The sequence below is a fragment of the Sorangium sp. So ce302 genome (assembly GCF_051530145.1).
GTDB classification, from domain to species: Bacteria; Myxococcota_A; Polyangia; order Polyangiales; family Polyangiaceae; genus Sorangium; species Sorangium cellulosum_B.
Map to the genome: position 1 here is coordinate 9,118,802 of NZ_CP150326.1, position 17,198 is coordinate 9,135,999.

At 66.3% G+C, this 17,198-nt stretch carries 16 protein-coding genes; 8 read left to right on the forward strand and 8 right to left on the reverse strand.

The annotated features are described in order from the left end of the window. Positions 1-18: 18 nt before the first annotated feature. A complete protein-coding gene (locus tag WME73_RS34615) occupies positions 19-306 on the reverse strand; it encodes a hypothetical protein (protein WP_437748062.1) in 288 nt (95 codons plus the stop codon). Here WME73_RS34615 and WME73_RS34620 point away from each other — a divergent pair. Both WME73_RS34620 and WME73_RS34625 read left to right on the forward strand, forming a co-directional pair. Beyond that, positions 187-603 (forward strand): hypothetical protein, encoded by a 417-nt coding sequence (locus WME73_RS34620; RefSeq protein WP_437748063.1) that lies wholly within the window; start codon positions 187-189, stop codon positions 601-603. The two genes, WME73_RS34615 and WME73_RS34620, sit on opposite strands and share 120 nt — an antisense overlap. Before the next feature lie 321 nt (positions 604-924). Further along, entirely contained in the window at positions 925-3,114 is a 2,190-nt protein-coding gene (locus WME73_RS34625; RefSeq protein ID WP_437740636.1) for an SIR2 family NAD-dependent protein deacylase, read from the forward strand. Positions 3,115-3,395: 281 nt separating this feature from the next. On the opposite strand, the gene WME73_RS34630 is transcribed toward WME73_RS34625, so the two are convergent. Beyond that, a complete protein-coding gene (locus tag WME73_RS34630) occupies positions 3,396-4,526 on the reverse strand; it encodes a hypothetical protein (RefSeq protein WP_437740637.1) in 1,131 nt (376 codons plus the stop codon). A gap of 138 nt (positions 4,527-4,664) precedes the next feature. On the opposite strand from WME73_RS34630, the gene WME73_RS34635 reads away from it, so the two are divergent. Next, positions 4,665-5,117: a hypothetical protein gene (locus WME73_RS34635; protein ID WP_437740638.1), complete on the forward strand. Its 453-nt coding sequence runs from the start codon at positions 4,665-4,667 to the stop codon at positions 5,115-5,117. A gap of 202 nt (positions 5,118-5,319) precedes the next feature. On the opposite strand, the gene WME73_RS34640 is transcribed toward WME73_RS34635, so the two are convergent. The 5 genes from WME73_RS34640 to WME73_RS34660 form a co-directional block, all read right to left on the reverse strand. Next, a complete protein-coding gene (locus WME73_RS34640) occupies positions 5,320-5,748 on the reverse strand; it encodes a hypothetical protein (RefSeq protein ID WP_437740639.1) in 429 nt (142 codons plus the stop codon). Between the two features lie 1,263 nt (positions 5,749-7,011). After that, positions 7,012-7,293, reverse strand: a complete 282-nt coding sequence (locus WME73_RS34645; RefSeq protein ID WP_437912324.1) for a hypothetical protein — start codon at positions 7,291-7,293, stop codon at positions 7,012-7,014. A 14-nt stretch (positions 7,294-7,307) separates the two neighbouring features. After that, positions 7,308-8,144 (reverse strand): ExeA family protein, encoded by an 837-nt coding sequence (locus WME73_RS34650; RefSeq protein ID WP_437912325.1) that lies wholly within the window; start codon positions 8,142-8,144, stop codon positions 7,308-7,310. 2 nt (positions 8,145-8,146) lie between these two features. Then, positions 8,147-9,586 (reverse strand): IS481 family transposase, encoded by a 1,440-nt coding sequence (locus tag WME73_RS34655; RefSeq protein WP_437912326.1) that lies wholly within the window; start codon positions 9,584-9,586, stop codon positions 8,147-8,149. A 173-nt stretch (positions 9,587-9,759) separates the two neighbouring features. Next, entirely contained in the window at positions 9,760-10,341 is a 582-nt protein-coding gene (locus WME73_RS34660; RefSeq protein WP_437912327.1) for a hypothetical protein, read from the reverse strand. A gap of 176 nt (positions 10,342-10,517) precedes the next feature. Here WME73_RS34660 and WME73_RS34665 point away from each other — a divergent pair, with 176 nt between their 5' ends. The 5 genes from WME73_RS34665 to WME73_RS34685 all read left to right on the forward strand — a co-directional run bounded on the left by WME73_RS34665 (position 10,518) and on the right by WME73_RS34685 (position 16,002). Next, the gene (locus tag WME73_RS34665) at positions 10,518-10,889 is read left to right on the forward strand and encodes a hypothetical protein (protein WP_437741866.1); all 372 of its coding nucleotides are present in this window, start codon (positions 10,518-10,520) and stop codon (positions 10,887-10,889) included. Continuing rightward, positions 10,886-12,385 (forward strand): IS21 family transposase, encoded by a 1,500-nt coding sequence (gene istA, locus WME73_RS34670; protein ID WP_437741865.1) that lies wholly within the window; start codon positions 10,886-10,888, stop codon positions 12,383-12,385. The genes WME73_RS34665 and istA overlap by 4 nt, the downstream gene beginning before the upstream one ends. Next, the gene (istB, locus tag WME73_RS34675) at positions 12,372-13,178 is read left to right on the forward strand and encodes an IS21-like element helper ATPase IstB (protein ID WP_437741864.1); all 807 of its coding nucleotides are present in this window, start codon (positions 12,372-12,374) and stop codon (positions 13,176-13,178) included. Before istA ends, istB begins: the two co-directional genes overlap by 14 nt. 318 nt (positions 13,179-13,496) lie before the next feature. Further along, complete coding sequence (locus WME73_RS34680) at positions 13,497-14,732, forward strand: AlbA family DNA-binding domain-containing protein (protein WP_437740640.1); 1,236 nt, start codon at positions 13,497-13,499, stop codon at positions 14,730-14,732. 145 nt (positions 14,733-14,877) lie between these two features. Then, positions 14,878-16,002 carry a PIN domain-containing protein gene (locus WME73_RS34685; RefSeq protein WP_437740641.1) on the forward strand — a complete coding sequence of 375 codons (1,125 nt, stop codon included), beginning with the start codon at positions 14,878-14,880 and terminating at the stop codon, positions 16,000-16,002. A gap of 516 nt (positions 16,003-16,518) precedes the next feature. Here the strand turns inward: WME73_RS34685 and WME73_RS34690 are convergent. After that, positions 16,519-17,091, reverse strand: a complete 573-nt coding sequence (locus WME73_RS34690) for a CAP domain-containing protein (protein WP_437740642.1) — start codon at positions 17,089-17,091, stop codon at positions 16,519-16,521. Between the last annotated feature and the right edge of the window lie 107 nt (positions 17,092-17,198).

Sequence of the window (17,198 nt, forward strand, 5' to 3'; positions counted from 1 at the left end):
CTCCCGTGGCAGCGCAGACTAGCCCAGGATGGCGCGCTCTTCAGCGCGATGACGCGTCTCTTCGTCGAGAGCGTGGAGCGGTTGTACGAACAGCGCGCCGTGCGCCGAGGCGCGCTCGGCGCAGCCAAGAGCGGCGCGGTGACCGTCGTGCAACGCACGTCCGGCGACCTGCGGCTCAATCCACATCTGCACGTTGTCTTTCTCAACGGGGCTTACCACGAAGACGGCGCCGAGCTCGTGTGGAACGAGCTCGGTCACCTGCAGACGCGCGCTGTCGGTCAGGTGCTCGAGGACGCCGTCCGGCACATGATGCGCCCCCTGCGACGGCACGGGCTGTTCGAGCTCGAGCATGGCGTCGACAAGGACAACGAGCCCGAGGCCGCGCTGTGCGCCTCCGCGGTCTCCGGACGAGAGCCGCCTGCCGGACCGCAAGCTGATCGGACCGCGCCCTGCGAAGCCGCAACAGCCCGCGAAGGCGGACGACGAGCCTGCTCAGAGACGCAAGCGGGGCGGCTACCGGGCGGTCGACGACCCGCGCCGAGCTTCTGCGCCGCACGTTGGCGCTCGATGTCCTCGAGTGCCCGGCCTGCAAGGGCAGGATGAAGCTCGTCGCCATGATCACCGAACCGAGCAACATCGCCCGCTTCCTCACCGCGCTCGGTGAGTCGACAGACGTTCCAGGCCGCTCACCCAGCGCCGACGCGGCGGCCGCCGTACTGGGGGTTCGGGGCGCAGGGCGCCGCAGGCGACCCGGAGCCCCGAGCGTTGAAGAGCACCGTCCTGCGCCGCACGGCGCTCGGGGACGCCGCGTAGCCGCCACAACATCCCGGGCCGGACCAACTCCCGGAGGGCGATCTGTGCCTGCGGCACGCCGATGCGCCTCTTTGCACGCTCTGCGCCGCGCGGGGCCCGCTCTTTCGACCCATGAACGAGGCGTCGCGACGCGCGCGGTCCCGCCACTTCGGTTCGCCGCGCCACACTTCTTCGCGCAGCGATCCGACTTCTTTTACCTACGCGCCAGCACTGCTCACCGCGGCCGCGGCGCCGGGACTCCTCGCCTCGCACACCGCCGAGCTCTGCGCCTCCACGGCGGGGCACCCGTACCTCACGCAGGCACTGGCCGAGGAGGCCGCGCGCGCCGAATCGCTCGCGGCGGGGGCGGCGGCGCTCCTGCGCGCCGAGACCCACAACATCCCGCACGTCTTCCACGCGATCGTCCGCGAAGGCCTCGAGCCTCTCTTCCGGCAGATCGTCGCTGGCGAGCCGGTCCCCTTCACGCGCCTCGATGACGCCGTCGCGCGGCTCGAGCTGATGGGCGTGCTACGCGACGCGTCCGGGCTCTGCCGACCGCGCAACACGCTCTACGCCACCGCGGCACGGCGCCGCTACGGAATCTCCGCGCCGGAGCAGGCGCGCGAACCGCAGCGCCGGTACCAGGCGGGTCAGGCGCCCCTCGTCGGGGTCAGCGCCTACATCGCGCGAGAAGACTTCGACGATCTGTCGGCCGCGGAGCGTGACGTGCGCGCGCTGCAGTCGGAGGACAACTTCGTGAACGCACTTGCCCCTGAGCGCACAGCGCCGGCGTACGAGCGACCCGGACCTGTGGTACGCATTGGAGCAGCAGCCGAGGTATCGATGCCCTTCCCGCGTAGCCTGGTCGAGGCCCTCCGCCACAAACAGCTCGTCCCCTTCGTCGGGGCGGGCGTCGCAATGGCAGTGCGGCGGGCTGCCGATGGCAAGTGTCTCTTCCCGAGCTGGCCTGCGCTGCTCGCTGCTGCCGCGGTACGCCTCGAGGAAGAGGGTCGCCACAAGGACGCGGTGCTGGTGAACGCGTTCCTCTCGTACGACACGCCGCGGCTGCTCGAGGCGGCGCAGGAGGCAAAGCGCGCGCTCGGGCCGACCTGGAACCGCTTCCTCGTCGAGCAGCTCAACCCGGACGCGAAGGACGTGCAGCCGTCATCGCTCGATCTGGCGCGGCTCGTGTGGGGGCTGGGCAGCCAGCTTGTCATCACCACGAACTACGACGCCGTCCTGCGCTGGGCGTGCCCCGATCCTCCCAACCTACGCGAGTGGATCATCGAGACCCCATCCGGCCTGGTCGAGCTACTCCAGGGCACGCTGCAGCGGCCCACGGTGTGGCACCTGCACGGCACCATCCACCATGTGGACGACATCATCCTCACACCCGACGGATACACGACGCTGTACCCGTCGAGCCCCACAGTGGCGGTGCGCTACACGGCCGCCCTTCAGTCGCTGCGCACGCAGATGGCAGGGAGGACGCTGCTCTTTGTCGGTTTCAGCCTCGAGGATCGGCTGTTTGGCAACCAACTCCGCTGGGTCTCCGAGGCATTTCGGGGCGCGGTCGGTCCGCATTTTGCTCTCGTTCGGAGTGAGGACCGGAGGGCATTCGAGCAGCGTGCCGCAGAGCTGCCAATCGAGGTCATCGAGTTCGAGGCATTCGGCGAGCCCCTGCACGCGCGACTCCGCGCGCTCGCCATGGCAGCGGCGCCCGGGGGCGGGATGGATCATCAAAAGCCAGCTCCCGGAGTTCCCGCAGCATCCGAGCCCCTGTTGGCCATTCCAAATGATCTGGAATTCTCGGAGGAGTTGCGTCGAGCCACGCTCGCCGCGATCGACGAGCTGAAGGCGACACGACTTGATGGACAAAAGACTGACACCAACGTCTTCTGGACAGCGTTACCACTTGCACTTCAGGCCGTTCTCCGGGTGAGACGCCAAGCGAATCCGTCTCGCGAAGCTTGGTCGAAAGTCGCCATCGAGGTACTTCGCGCAACGTTGTACGCGCTCATAGGCCCTGAACTCATGCCGACTGATACGCTGTTCGATCGCAAGAGCGCATGGATCTTGCTGTGCTATCGCAAAGAACACAGACCGGAGCCAAGCTTTGGGCTCATGATGAAGGTCGTGGCGTCGAGCGAAGGCAACCTTCATGAAGAGGCAGAAAAAGGGCTCCTAGAGCTCCATGGTCAGGTCGTGTGCGGAGGCGCAGCTTCGGGAATACTCACGCTGCTTGACGTCGACAAGTCCGCTACCGATGAGCCCAGGACCGAGCTTTACGGCCAACACGGTTCTCCTGTGATGATTGCTTAGGATCTCGTCCGATAGCTGAATCGGTGCTCGGGCTCAACCAGAAACCGGGCCACGTATAATCGCACGCGTAGGCGAAGCGGGCTCGGATCCCCCCAACCCGCAATAGCGCCCTCCCACGCCCCTCTCTTCTTTGGGCATTTCATCCATGGCCCGTTCAGCGACGAGGACGTCTGCGAGAACATCTGTGATTGGGGCCGCGAGGACCATAGACGCCATGACCATAGGTGCCTGCTCCCCGGCCACAAGCTGCACTCGCAGCCCCAGGTCTCTTCCGTTCCCGCCTAGTAGCCTAACCGCCGAGTTGGAGCGGGTCGTTCGCGACGCCGGAACTCGAACATGATCGTGTCATCCCCTTTACGCAAAACGTTGTAGTGCTGCGAGACGGCTCGTTCCAAGAGTCTCTTGGCCGTCCCGTCCGGGAGCTGAAGCTTCTGGTCGACGACGGCGAATGTGATAGAGGCTTCGCTTTCGTCCTCGTTTAGCTTGTTGAACCATGATGTCAGCTCGTTCAGCGCATCCTCGTCCGTCACCCTCTCCCGGCGCGGTACGGGGATCTCAAACGGCACCTGGATCGGACGGGCCAGCCCGGGAACGTCGACCTCCAGGAGCCCTGTCGTGCGGAGGTCAACACCCTGGCCTCCAGCGTCTGAGGGTCCGAAGTAGAGGGTTGCATCCCCACGCTGAACCAGGTCGGTGTCTGTCGGCTGGTAGACGGCTTGTGGCGTGCCGGTCTGGTACGCCGTTGGCGGTGTTCCCAGTTCGTACTTAATGTTCCCGACCCGAAGAGAGAGCTTGGGCACCACAGGCGTCCGGCCGGTTCCTCGAGCGGTCACGCTGACGAACACGCCACCCACATCGGGGATATATCTCACGTCACCGATCTTCACATCAATTGGCCCTGAGGATGCGGGGTCATAGGTCCGAAACGTCTTGTCGAAGCGCGGCCCCACGACGTAAACCTGGAATGTGCCGCCGTCGCCTGAAGGATGAGGACCCTCCAATTCACGCTGTACGTTGTCCACGTCATGGATCTTCTCGTCGGGGTCGTGGATGAAGAAGGCAAGCACTCGGATGTTACGCACCGAGGAGTACAGCTTAATCCGCTGGAAGCACTCCTTGATTATTTCGTCTCCGCCGCGACTTGCCCTCAGCGTGGCTTTGACCTCGATCGCCAGCCCGAGCCCGTAGCTCACCAGATCGACCCGCCCGGCGTTACCTGCGACCTTGGACGTGGGATCTTCCAGCTTTAGGTCAGTTACCAGGGGCTTCAGCGCAGCGTAGGCGAGATCCTGAACGTCATACTCGTCCACGATCTCCAAGGGGGGCTTGTTCCTGCCGCGCTTCGTCAGCTTGTCGGTCATCCGGTCGAACCGCGAGCAGAACAGCAGGACGTCCTCGATGGTCACGGCCATGAGGGGCATCCTACCAGGATCCGCGCTGCGTGTCCGTTCAGCCCGAGCCCTCCACCCTGCCTGCGGAAGCCGTCCTACATTCACCTACAAATCGACCGAAACAGGTTGATCGGCGAGCCCCACGCTCTGTAGAGGGGCATGACAGCTCAGATCCCGACTAACATGCCCCCCAACGATCCCACTGACCGCGAGGCCAGCTCCCCCGAGAACGACGACCCCGACGACCTCAATTTACTCTCGGACATGCTCCGCCCGCCGCGGCGTGCGACCCCTTTCCAGCCCGAACCGGACGCCTCACCTGCGGAGCTCCCTCGCTTCCCGCGGTTGTTGAAGATTGTCTCGACCTCCATGCACCTCCATCGGTCCCCGATCGTGACGCAGGTGATCCGCGAGCTCGATCCGCAGGTAAGGGCACGACTGAGCTCCGCGTGCCGGGCTCTCCAGCGGTCTGAGGGCAGGTTGGTGGCTACGTGCATTTCCGTAGGCCTGATGGCGAGGATCGTCGCCGATGACCCTGACCTCGAGGACGAACTGACCATGAACGTCGCCGTCACTGCCTTTCACCGCGGCTTCGCTGCGATTTCAGGTTAGTTCCCCAGCGACGTCCGGGTCCCGAGGCCGGAGTAGCTCAGACCTGAGCCGGCAGCCGGAGACCGACACCGCGGGCACACCACGGCCCGCGTCACCAGCCGGACTGGTGGACAAAGGCATGGAAAGAGAGGGGGCTCCGACCTGCTCGGCCGGAGCCTCCACCCCGCTTCTCGAGGTAGTGACGCCTATATCACCTGGCACTTCATCTTACATCTAGCCCTCCGAGGAGTGAGCCGGACGCATACAGGTAGAGGGCGTCGGCGAGCAATTCGACGTTAGCAAAGCCATCTGCCGTAGCCGGGAATTGAATATAAGCTCCCGACTTAGACGCGCCGCCTATCAGCTCAAGCGCGAGTATTCGCCTCCCTGGTTCGAAAACGCACCTGCGCGACATCTTATTCGGCTCTACACCTTCCGTAATCTCGAACTCGCAAGGCACTTCCTCTTCCGCGAGGATGCTGTTGAGAGCGTCGGAGAGTTCTTGAGCTTGAGGCGTGGTGAACGTAGCCGTGCATGCGGCATTCCCCATTCGGATTTCCATCGTTCCGCACTCCCAGTTGAAGCTGCACGTCTGGGCTGGGGGTCCCGGGTTGATCAAGTCGACAATCGGCCTCTCGTTTGCTATAGCCATTTCAATTTCCTTTCTATGTTGCTTTCGCCCAACTCCGCCCAAGTGGCGTAGCTGGGCCTACCTCCTCCCCGCATCGCGGGGAGGTGATAATCTCAGGTCGCGGCCAGCCGCGACTCGACAGCTTCCGATCATTTTCGGAAATCAGGGTTCCCGAATCATCGAGAACCGCGGCTTCCGAATTTTTCGCGCCACCCTTCCGCGCCGGCGCCCCCGGACGACGCATCGACAACGCAAAGCGTCATCCCTTGCACGAGGAGCCCGGCCGCCTCCCGCCTGATCCCACCCGGAGGCCCTCGTCGCGAGGTGAGCGAGGGCGTTCGCTGTGCACGAGCGGCTGGAGGTGTGCCAAGAGCGGAGGGCGGCGAGCTTTACAGACAGACAGTAAGCAGGGCGTGGGTATGGGTCAAATCTGTCTGCGAACCTCGCGCGATTTCAACATGGACGCAACGACCGCAATAGATACGGATCATTTATTCAGTTACCTGGTCGGCGTGCCAGTCGTTCGGGCGAGCTCATGTGTTAATGGCCACCCCGATCCGCAGATTTCTGCCCCTCACATCGTGACGCCTGGGGGCGGGCGCGGGCGGCCGGGAAGTTCGCCCCGGCGAGGCGCGGCGGTAGAGATCACGCCCAAGCGGCGCGCCGGAAAGAAGAAGGCCCTGGGTAGCGACCAGGGCCTTCCGGGGATCGGCGACAGACCGATGTTCGGCCTGTCTCGCACGACCCAGCCGCCAAGGGCAACTTCCCGGCGCGCTGGCCCGGGGACTCGTGCAAGACAGCTTCCGGCTCGCCCGCTGTGGGTGCTGCGCCGAGATGTTCTTCGTCTGCGGCCGATGTGATCGAGGGCAGGTCTACTGCGGCAGCGGCTGCCGCGCCGCGGCTCGCCAGCGGGCTCTGCGCGCGGCTCGGCTGCGTCACCAGCGCTCCGCTGAGGGGCGGCTCGATCACCGGGATCACCAGCGTGCCTACCGCGTCCGACGGGGCCGGCGCGTGATGGATACGGGTTCCGACAACTTGCCCGCATCCGCCAGCGTGTGCCCGCGGACCGGCGCGCCGACGTCGACAGACGACGTGAGCGTGCTCGCGAAGTTTGAGGGGGTGCCGAGCACGAAGATTGAGGGACGCGCGGCGTCATGGCGGTCGCGGCGTTGGGCATGGCCGGGCCGCGACGCCAGGACGGACACGAGCACGAAGTTTGAGGGCCTTTGAGCGCGAAGAGCGAGGGACGCACGGCGTGATGAGCCGTGCGCGGGCGGGGTCGCCTCAAAACGGGATGTCGTCGCCGGGCTGCTCGTCGCCGAGCGCCCGCGAGTGATCGGCAGGGAGGAAGGCGCGGTAGCTGTCGAGCGCGGCGTGGAGCTCGCGGACGGCCTCGAAGATGCGGCTGGCGGCGCGCAGGCCCGGATTGCGGGGCGCGGGCTCCTCGGGGGGCGCGAGCAGATCGGGGTGCTGCGCGAGCAGGACCTGGATAAGGAAAAGCAGCGTCGCGTCGAGCAGCGCGAGGGGCTCGGGGATCGGCAGCGTGACGTTGGTGGTGCGTGGCATGGGCGCCTCCAGGTTCACCGTTTGCGGTTCGCGGACTTGGGCTTCGGGGCCGCGCCGAAGACCTCGAGAAAGAGCTTCTCGTCGAGCCGCGGCAGCTCGCGCTCGGCGGCGGCGGCGAGCAGCTCGTCGGCGAGGTTCATGAGCACGCGGTAGTTTCCGGCGGAGTGGTCGGCGAGCGTGGCCTTGAGCTCCGCGGTCATCAAGGAGGGGTTGCCGGCAGCGGCGAGCACGTGGTCGAGGCAAGCGAGCAGCTCGTCGCGAGAGGCGTAGTCGAGGACGAGCCGGCGGCGGATGCGCGAGCCGAGCGGCAAGAGCTCGGCGGTGCGGAGACGCTCGGGGAGACGGGAGTCGCCGGCGAAGACCACGCAGAGCAGTTGCCTCGAATCGAAGTCCTTGCTGGAGAGGATGCGCAGCTCGTTGAGCACGGGCGTGCTCGCCTCCTGCGCCTCATCGAGGATCAGCACGGGTCGCCGAAGCGTCGTGGCGAAGTGCTCGGCCCAGCGCGCGCGAAGCGCCTTGAAGCCTGCCCAGCGGTTGCTGGACGAGAGCGGGACCCCGAAGAGATCACCGAGCTCGCGGTAGAAGTCGCCGGCCCTGCTCTGGGGATGCTCGATGGTGCCGACCACCACGTCGGTCAGGGCGCCGAGCCGCGCAGCGAGCAGGCGCAGCGCGATGCTCTTGCCCGTTCCGGGATCGCCGGTGAGCATGGCGAAGCCGCCGTGGGCCAAACCGAGCTCGACGCGACGAAGGAAGGCGTCGACGGGCGGCGAGACGTAGAGGGCCTCCGCGGGTACATCGGCGCGGAAGGGAATGTACTTCAAACTGTAGAGAGACAGGAGTCGACTCATCATGGTCAATCCTCCTCCGTGTTCTTGGGCAGGTAGGCGGGCGGCAGGCCCGTGGCCGCGTACTCGGCCATCAGCTGTCGCAGGAGCGGCGCGATGCCGGGCGGCTTCCTCGACGGAGCCAGCGGCGCGGTGATCTCGGTGAGCGCGCGACGCGCGCGGTCCGCGTTCCTCTCCTTGTCGAGCGGAAAGAGCGTGGCGAGGTGCGCGCCCGAGCGCGGGTCGACGAGCTCTGCGCTGGAGAGATCCCAGCGCGCGACACGAAGCCGGGGACGTTCGAGCACGCGGTAGGCCGAGGGGACCTCGAAGCGCACGCCCTCGATCGTGACCGTCCCGTCGCTCCGGCGCTGGTGGCGCGAGATCTCCATGCGGAAGGCCCGGCGCAGCGCCTCGGAGTCGGGGCTCGGGCGGCTCACGTCTGGGCCTTCGAGGTAGCGCTCGAGCGGAGTCTTTTTGAGCTCGCTGTGGACGGTGCGGTGATACTCCTGCTCGACCCACGCCTGGGTCGCGGTGTTGAGCAAGTCGAGCGTGAGGTTCGGTTCGCCCTCGAGCATCGGCATGAGCCGCCCTTCGACGAGCGTCCAGAAGTGCTCTTGCTTGCCGTTCTGATGAGGGCTGTTCGGCAGCGTGAGATATTGCGCGATGCCGAGCCGCTCGAGCCCCTCTCGCATCTCGGCGGCCTTCATGGCACCTCCACGATCGCTGTAGGCGCCGCGCGGCAGCCCCCGCTTCTGGATCCCCTGGCTGAAGCCGTGCACGAGGTTCTCGGTGTTCTCGCAGTCGAGGTACCACTGCGCGTGGCAGCACACCCGCGAGCAGTCGTCGAGCAGGCCGAAGAGATAGGGTGTCTTCAGCTCCCCGCTGGCCGTGATGACCTTTCGCTTGCCCTCGTGGAAGTCGTAGTGCCAGAGCGCGTTGACATAGGCCAGCTCGTACGAGCGCGTCTCGCGCGGCACGATCTCCGATTCGACCGCCCTGCCTTGGCGCCTCCTCTGGATGCGATACATGCCGTGGGCCTTCATGAAACGGCGCACTGTGGTGTAGCTGGGCACCGGGTCGAGCGCGGGGGTTGTCTTTGCGAGCGCGACGAGGTTGTCGTGGTGGAGCTGCCAGGTCCAGCGCGGGTGATCGCGATACTGACTCTCGATCGCGGACGCGACCGCTGTCGTGATTCTCGGCTGCGAGCCGGCGTGCTTCGGGACCTTGCGCGCGAGCACGCTGATCGGGTCATCCGCGCTGCGCGCCGCGTAGTACATGCGCTCGATGGTCTTGGGCGAGAGCCGGATCACCGAGCCCTTGGTCGGGTGTCGCCAGGACTTCGCGGCCAGCTCGGCGATCCGACTCGCGAGCTCGCCGGGCTCCGGCGGAGAGGCGAGCAGGTGGCTGATGATGGAGAAGCGCATCCGCGCCCAGCGCAGGCGCATGGGCGCCTGGTCGTCGTGGCTCATCGATTCCTCCTCCGGATCGAAAGGCGCAGACGGGCCCTTGGCGGGCGCGCGCGCGTCCGGTGCTCGTGGCTCATGAGGTCTCCTGCGCGGTCGGCGAACGGACCTACCGGGCGGGGAAACCCTACCTCACCGCGGAATCCACGCCGAATGACATCTTCTGCGTGGCGCCGTGGTCATGCGATGTCCCTCAAAAAACGAGATCCATCGAGGACCGAGCCCGTCGTGAGCGGCGCGAGCAGGTGGAGCATCGTGCCCATCTGCTCGTCGGCCGTGCCGGGAAGCCGTTCGATGATCGACCTTGGAATCCCGCCGATATCGACGCCGACGAGCCGGGTGCGGATCGCGAGCAGGACCTCCTTCGCGAGGAAGGGGCCGCGCCACCAGGCGAGCCATCGGCGCGTCGTCCTCCGCGGAACGCCGGTCGGCTGCGCGCCGGCGGTGCCGAGCGCCTGCGCGGCGAGGCTCGCCACGATCACGACGACGCCGAGGTACACGCGTGGGCCGAGGAATCGAAGCGACGGGGGCGTCGCGCGCCGCCGGCACCCCTCGCGGCCGCAGCAGAAGCTGAAGCGGACGACGAACGCTTCGCCCTCCGGCGCGATGAGCGCGCCCCGCGGCTTGCGGGGGTAGTTGCCTGCGTGCAGGGGCCCCCCGCACGCCGGGCACCGGCTCGCCGCAACCCGCCGCGCGATCGCCCGGTCCAGGGCCTCCAACGTCGCGAAGAACTCGCCCTTGAGCGTGAATTGATCGAACATGGGCTCCTCCGTTTCTGGCAACTCGGAGGCGAGCCCCCTCGGAGGACTTCGACAAGTTTTCTGAGGGGGCTTCGTTTGTCGCCCCTCAAAGAACGCGCTCAGGAGGACGCCCGGGGGCCCCCATCTTCTTGGCGCTGCTCACGACGTGGCCGCCGCCGGCCCGCGGGAGTCAAGGAATGGACGAACTCGTGATGACGATCTCCGCGACAGCGCGGGAGACGCGGGTGCTGCTGACGCAGGGGCCCGACGAGGTGATGAAGGCCCGGCTGCGGTCGGTGGCCACACCGGCGCATCGGTTCGCCGGGCCGATGCTGTGCGAATCGATGGCGCTCTGGCACGACCAGAGGGTCCGTGCTGTCGTTTCTGCGGAGTCCGAGGACATCTTGTTCGCGCTGGGTTTGTGCGACGGCCTCGGCGTCGCGCGCGCGACGCTGCACTACATCGTCGAGCCTCTCTTCATGGACGCCCCGCCCCGCCGCGGGCAACGCCTGCCGGGACTCGGTAACTTCCGTGGCGAGCATCGCCTTCGCAGGAGCCTCGGTCGATGACGATCGACCAGGCCAAGGAGGCGGAGGTTCGCCGCCTACACTTCGCCGAGCACTGGAAGGTCGGCACCATCGCGACGCAGCTCGGTCTGCACCACGACACCGTCGAGCGCGTGCTCGGCCTCGGCAAGGGGGCGCGCTCGCGGCCCGTCGTTCGCGACGCGGATGCCGCGGTGAGCGAGGTGCCTTTGCCGCTGCGCGGCTACGAGGCCTTCGTGATCGAGACGCTGACACAGTATCCCCGGCTCCGCGCCACGCGCCTGTACGACATGCTGGTCGAGCGCGGCTACGAGGGCAGTATGCGCACGGTGCGACGGCATGTCCGGCTCGTGCGCCCGGCGCCCAAGAGCGAGGCGTTCCTCCGCGTCGAGCCGCTCATCGCCGAGCAGGCCCAGATCGACTGGGCCTACGTCGGCAAGCTGCGCGTCGCGGGCGGCACGCGCCAGCTCTGGGCCTTCGTCATGGTCCTGTCGTACTCGCGCGCGATCTGGGGCGAGCTCGTGCTCGACCTGTCCGCGAGCTCGCTCCGCCGCTCGCTCGTGCGCGCGTGCCGCTACTTCGGCGGCGCTACGAGACAATGGCTGTTCGACAACCCCAAGACCGTCGTCCTCGAGCGCCACGGCGACGCCGTGCGCTTCCACCCGGACCTGCTCGCGGTCGCCGGTCAGCTCCGCGTCGCGCCGCGGCTCTGCGCCGTGCGGAAACCGCAGCACAAGGGCAAGGTCGAGCGGGCGATTCGCTTCCTGCGCGACCGCTTCTTCGCCGCGCGCACGATGCGTGATCTCGATCGCGGCAACGCCGAGCTGCTCGTCTTCCTCGACGAGATTGCCAACGTGCGCTCGCACCCCCGATGGCCTGAGCGGCGCATCGACCAGGTGCTCGCGGAGGAGAGGACGAGGCTGCTCGCGTTGCCCGACCCGCTGCCGGAGACGGATCTCGTCCAGCCCGTGCCCGTCGACAAGACCGCCTTCGTCCACTTCGACGGAAACCGCTACTCGGCGCCGTCGCTCCACCACGGCAAGACGCTGACGCTCGTGGCCAGTGACACGACCGTGCAGCTGTTGGACGGCGGCACCGAGGTTGCGCGGCACGTGCGCTGCTGGGGACGACGCCAGGTCATCGAGGCGCCCGAGCACCGTGCCGAGCTGCTCGACCACAAGCGCGCCGCGCGCGAGGCCAAGGGGCGCGAGCGGCTCGGTGCCGCGATCCCCGGCTTCGAGATCCTGCAAGAGCGCTGGGTGGAGGCCGGTCGCAACGTCGGCTTCATGACCGCCAAGGCCCTGCGCCTTCTGGACCTGTACGGCGTCGAGATCCTCGGCGCTGCGGCGCGCGAGGCCATCGCCCGCGGCACCCACGATCCCGGTGCCCTCGCCGTGCTCTGCGAGGAGCGTCGCCGCGCCGCCGAGGGCCCTGTCCCCATCGACATCGATCTCGGAGCCCACGTCCCCGATCGCGACGTGATTCCCCACGACCTGGAGTCCTACGATGCCCAACGATGACGTCGCAGATCTGATTCACTCCCTCGGCGTACGCGTGTCGCGCGAGGCGCTGCTCGCGCTCATCGCGCATGCGACCACGGCGCGCTTGTCGCCGGTGCAGACGTTCGAGGAGCTCGCCGCCATCGCCCGCCGCGAGCGCGCCGAGCGCAACCTCGCCGCGCGCGCCAAGGCGGCGACCCTCGGCACCTTCAAGCCCCTCGAGCGCTTCGACTGGAACCACCCGCGCACGATCCAGCGTGAGCTCGTCGAGGAGCTGATGACCCTCGACTTCGTCGCCAAGGGGCACAACGTCCTGCTCCGAGGTCCGAGCGGCGTCGGCAAGACCATGCTCGCCCAAAACCTCGGCATGGTCGCCCTCCAGCGCGGCTACACCGTGCGCTTTACGACGCTGTCGGCCGCGCTCGCGGATCTGCTCAAGCAGGAGTCGCTGCCGGCCCTCGAGCGACGGCTGCGAAAGTACACTGCCCCGTCGCTGCTGATCCTGGACGAAATCGGCTACCTGCCGTGCAGCCGTCAGTCCGCCGATCTGCTCTACAACCTCATCAGCCGCAGGCACGAGAGCCGATCGCTCGTGCTGACGACGAACCTGCCATTCAAGCAGTGGAGCACGGTCTTTCCGGGCGCGGCGTGCGTCTCGGCGCTGATCGACCGCTTCGTCCAGCACTGCCACATCCTCGACATCGATGCTGACTCGTGGCGGCAGAAGGAGTCGTTGGCCATGAGCGAGGCGCGCTCCAAGCCGACGGCAGAGGCCGCCGCGCCGCCTGCCCCGGCGGCAGCGAAGAGGCGCTGACCCGGGCGACGCCGGGTGCGATTTCCGCGGCGCCCGGGGGTCAGATTTCCGCGGGCGCCACGGTCACTTTTCTGCGGACGTGAGGGTCACGATTCCGCGGATCCTCGTGGCCAGATTCCTGCGGATCTCCGAGGCCATCTACACTCATGCACACAATCAGGAACTTCATGATTTCCACCCGACGATCTGGGGTCCGTAACATGGCACGGTTCGTGCTTATAAGCCCACCGTCGGCGTCATGACCCGGACGTAGAACGTCACACCACAACCCATCCATTGGGGTGACGGCGGCCCAACCGGCCGGGTAGGATGCCGGCCATGGTGTTCAACAAGCCGTTCGCAGAAATCACCATGGAGGACGTCGAGTTCCTCGTCCGTGATGAGGTCCAGGAGGGGCGCCAGCTCGACTACAAGGTAGAGCTTCCGGGTAAGGCGGATCCTGACAAGAGGTCCTTCGTGAAGGACCTCACGGCATTCGCGAACGCGGCCGGAGGCTACATCATCTACGGGATCGGGGACCGCAAGGATGCCTCCGGGAAGAACACAGGGAGTCCGGCACTGGTCGGCCTTCCGGGGATCAACGCCGATCAGGAGATCCTTCGCTTGGAGGGCATGGCCCGCGCCAACATCGACCCGATCATCCCCGGGCTCCAGATGAAAGCGCTCGGAGACCCTGCCCAGGTGCAGGTCATCGTCGTCCACGTCCCGCGGAGCTGGTCAGCCCCCCACATGCTCATCGTGGACAAGGACACCCGCTTCTGGTCGCGCGGGAGCGGCGGGAACCAGCCGATGGACGTCCGGGAGATCCGCTCGGCCTTCCTCCTCTCAGCGGAGATGCCTACCCTGATCCGCCGCTTCCGAGATGAACGCCTCGGGAGGATCATGGCCGACGAGACCCCTGTGCCTCTGCTCAGGCACACATCGGCCAAGCTCGTGTTGCATTTGGTCCCGTTCAGCTCGATGGGAGTTGATGCGCATGTCGACCTGGTGGCCTGGGAAAACGGCAACCCGTCGATCCGTCCTCTGACGAGCAGAGGGTGGAGCGGACGATTCAATTTCGATGGCTACGTGGTCTTCAGTGGGTCGACTGAAGGTCCACAGTTCGCATACACGCAGCTCTTTCGGACTGGTGCCATCGAGGCGGTATTGCCTGTCGGCTTCGGCCAAGAGGGCACGCCGCTCCTGGCTCCCTGGGACATCGAGCGGACCATCATCGACGGACTCAAGCAACACCTGCCGCTCTATCAGAGACACGGCGTCGACCTACCAATCGTGATCGCCGTATCATTCATCGGAGTGAAGGGAGCGACGCTACCTCAGCCGTCACGACATTTTGTTCGCCCTGGGGATCGCTATACCATTGATCGCGATGTCCTCCTGCTGCCGGACGTACTCATCCGGGAGCACATCGATCCGCTTCCCTCTCTGGACCTACATCCGCTGCCGACCTGGCTGCGTCCAGCCTTCGATGCGTTATGGAACTCCCTCGGTCTACCTCGAAGCCCCTGCTACGAGGAGGACGGCCGCTGGAATGGCCGCCGCTTCGAGTGGTGACCGTACTGCTCCCTTCAATGACGCACATGGCGCACAGTATCATGACCCACCTAACGAGCGGACCCGTCCGTAAGTCCGTCTGAAATTCTACAGCCCGGTCTGATTCCTGGAGGACCGGCGTGGTTGGCAGGTAGGATCCCTAGCCATGAAAAAGCTGTTCCCCGGCAGCTACCCGCTTAAGGACGAGGACTTCAAGGTTCTATGGTCCGAGGGCATGTTCGTGTTCGACACCAACATGCTCCTGAACGTCTACAGGTACTCGGAGGAGGCGCGCAAGGAGTTCCTCGACCTCCTGAGCTCGCCCGAGGTGGCCCCCCGCATCTGGATCCCGTACCAGGTGGCGTGCGAGTACCACCGGAACCTCGACGAGGTGCGCTACGAGCAGGTCAGAAAGTGCATCGACATCAAGCACCAAGTCGAAAAGTGGGGACAGTCGTCGCGAGCAGGCGACCACAGGACGAGGGCCGAACAGCTGTCAGCCTTGGTGAACAAATTCGTCGAAGAAGCTGACAAGGACTATCGCCACCCCGATCGCGAGGCCCTCATCGAGCGGATCGCGGGGCTGTTCGAGGGCAAGGTTGGCCCTGATTGGGACCAGGAGCGGCTCAAGAAAGTCTATAAGCAGGGAGAAGAGCGATACAAGGACGAAATACCGCCTGGCTTCAAGGATAGACAGCAGAAAAAAGGCGATGAGAAGTACGGAGACCTGGTCATCTGGTTCCAGATCATCGAGGAAGCAAAGAGCCGCAAAAAGCCAGTCATCCTCGTCACAGATGATGTGAAGGAAGACTGGTGGCTACGCATCGATGGCAAGACAGTCGGACCGCTGCCAGCGCTTCGCAACGAGCTACACAAGGAAGCCGAGGTGATTCTTCACATGTACTCCGGTGACAGATTCCTGGAGCAGGCACGCAAGATGTTACATCATCCGGTCCGTGAGGAGACCGTCAAGGAGGTCAGGCAGGTTCGTCAGGACCAGGAGAAGCAGCAGGTAAGCACAGACGAAATCCTGAAGAAGATCTTCGGAGAAACCCGTGGTGGAGCTCCAGCTCGTGCCGCGCTGGTGCCGCAGTCAACCCCAGCAACGCCGGCAATCCGCGAGGCTGTTGCGCGTCAGCTCACGAACGCCAAGGATCTCAACCTCAGCGAGGGCGAAGTCGCTGCTGCTATCCTTGGCACTCTAGCTGCCCTCGGCGTGGCGGTGGCTGCAAGCCCCCCTACGAGACCACTTCGACGCCGCCGAAGGATAGGGGTTAGCAGCAAAGAGTAGCCCAAGCCAGTATACTCCCGTAGTCCAGACCTGCTTCAAGTCGGCACGTGCACCGGGACTCGGCCTGGCTTGGGACTTCGGGCTGCCCCTCCCCCGTCACGTCCCGTCATCCACGTCATCTGTTGAGAATCAAGCTGGTTGATGCTTTCTCGCTCGGGCTGGCTGATGACCATCGCGACGGTGAGCGGGCTCCGGTCACGGGCGTGATGGTCGGCTCATCGCGTCCTGAGCGTGCCGGGGTGCTCGGACGCGTCAAGGGTTCTCTCGCAGGGCTCGGCGGCTGCGCCGCCCTTGACGCGCCCTACGCGCCCCGGCGGCCACGTCGCACGGGCGACGGACGGACGGAGCCTCCGGCGGGGGCTCCGGGCACCGGATGGGCGGGCGATGGCCATCGCGTGCGTGAGCGAGCCATCATCCTGCGTGAGCGAAAAACGGCCCCCACCCATCATCTACCGGGAGCGTCAACACTCAGGGCGGGCGCGACGCGGGCGGCTCAGGGCGCGCAGCGTGCTCGGCTCAGTAAGGGCGCTGGCCGACGAAGTTGCCGGGAGGATCGTAAGTGCACACCCAGAACTGCCAGGCGCTGCCCCCTTCGAACGGTGAGCCGTCCGCACAGCTGGCGATCCCGCAGCCGAGCCGCAGGGAGTCGGCCCAGACCACCTGGGTGTAATGGCCGCACGTGGCGCCGCTGCAGGCGTTGCTCGCGAGGTCGTAGCTGACCGCCTCGCTGATCCACGAGCCGACGACATCCTCGGGGGCGGGTGAGGCGCCGCTCGACGTCGCGAAGAGGTTCTCTCCGTAGCCGTTCGCGCTGTGGCGGAACACACACTTGTCGGCATGGGCCTGAGCCACCGCGGCGAGCTCGGACGACCACGAGAGCGGGGGCAGCGGCTGCTCGGCGGGCGGGTCGACCGCGGCGCGCGCCGCGTTGTGGGCCGCCGTCATCCCGACCATCCGGGGCGGCTCGTCGTCGCCCTGGCCGCTCGCCGGGGCGTCGGCGTCGTCGGACGAGCTGCCGCACCCGGCAGCGAGGGCGAGCATCAGGGAGAACAGCGCGAACCCGTGGAGACGTGAGCCGAGCGCATTCACGGAACAATTCTCCTACAGCTCGGCCGCGCGCCGCAACAATGAATTCGATGATGGGCTATGTCAACTCACGACAGACCTTGTATCGATAAGCCCTACAGCCGTGTGAA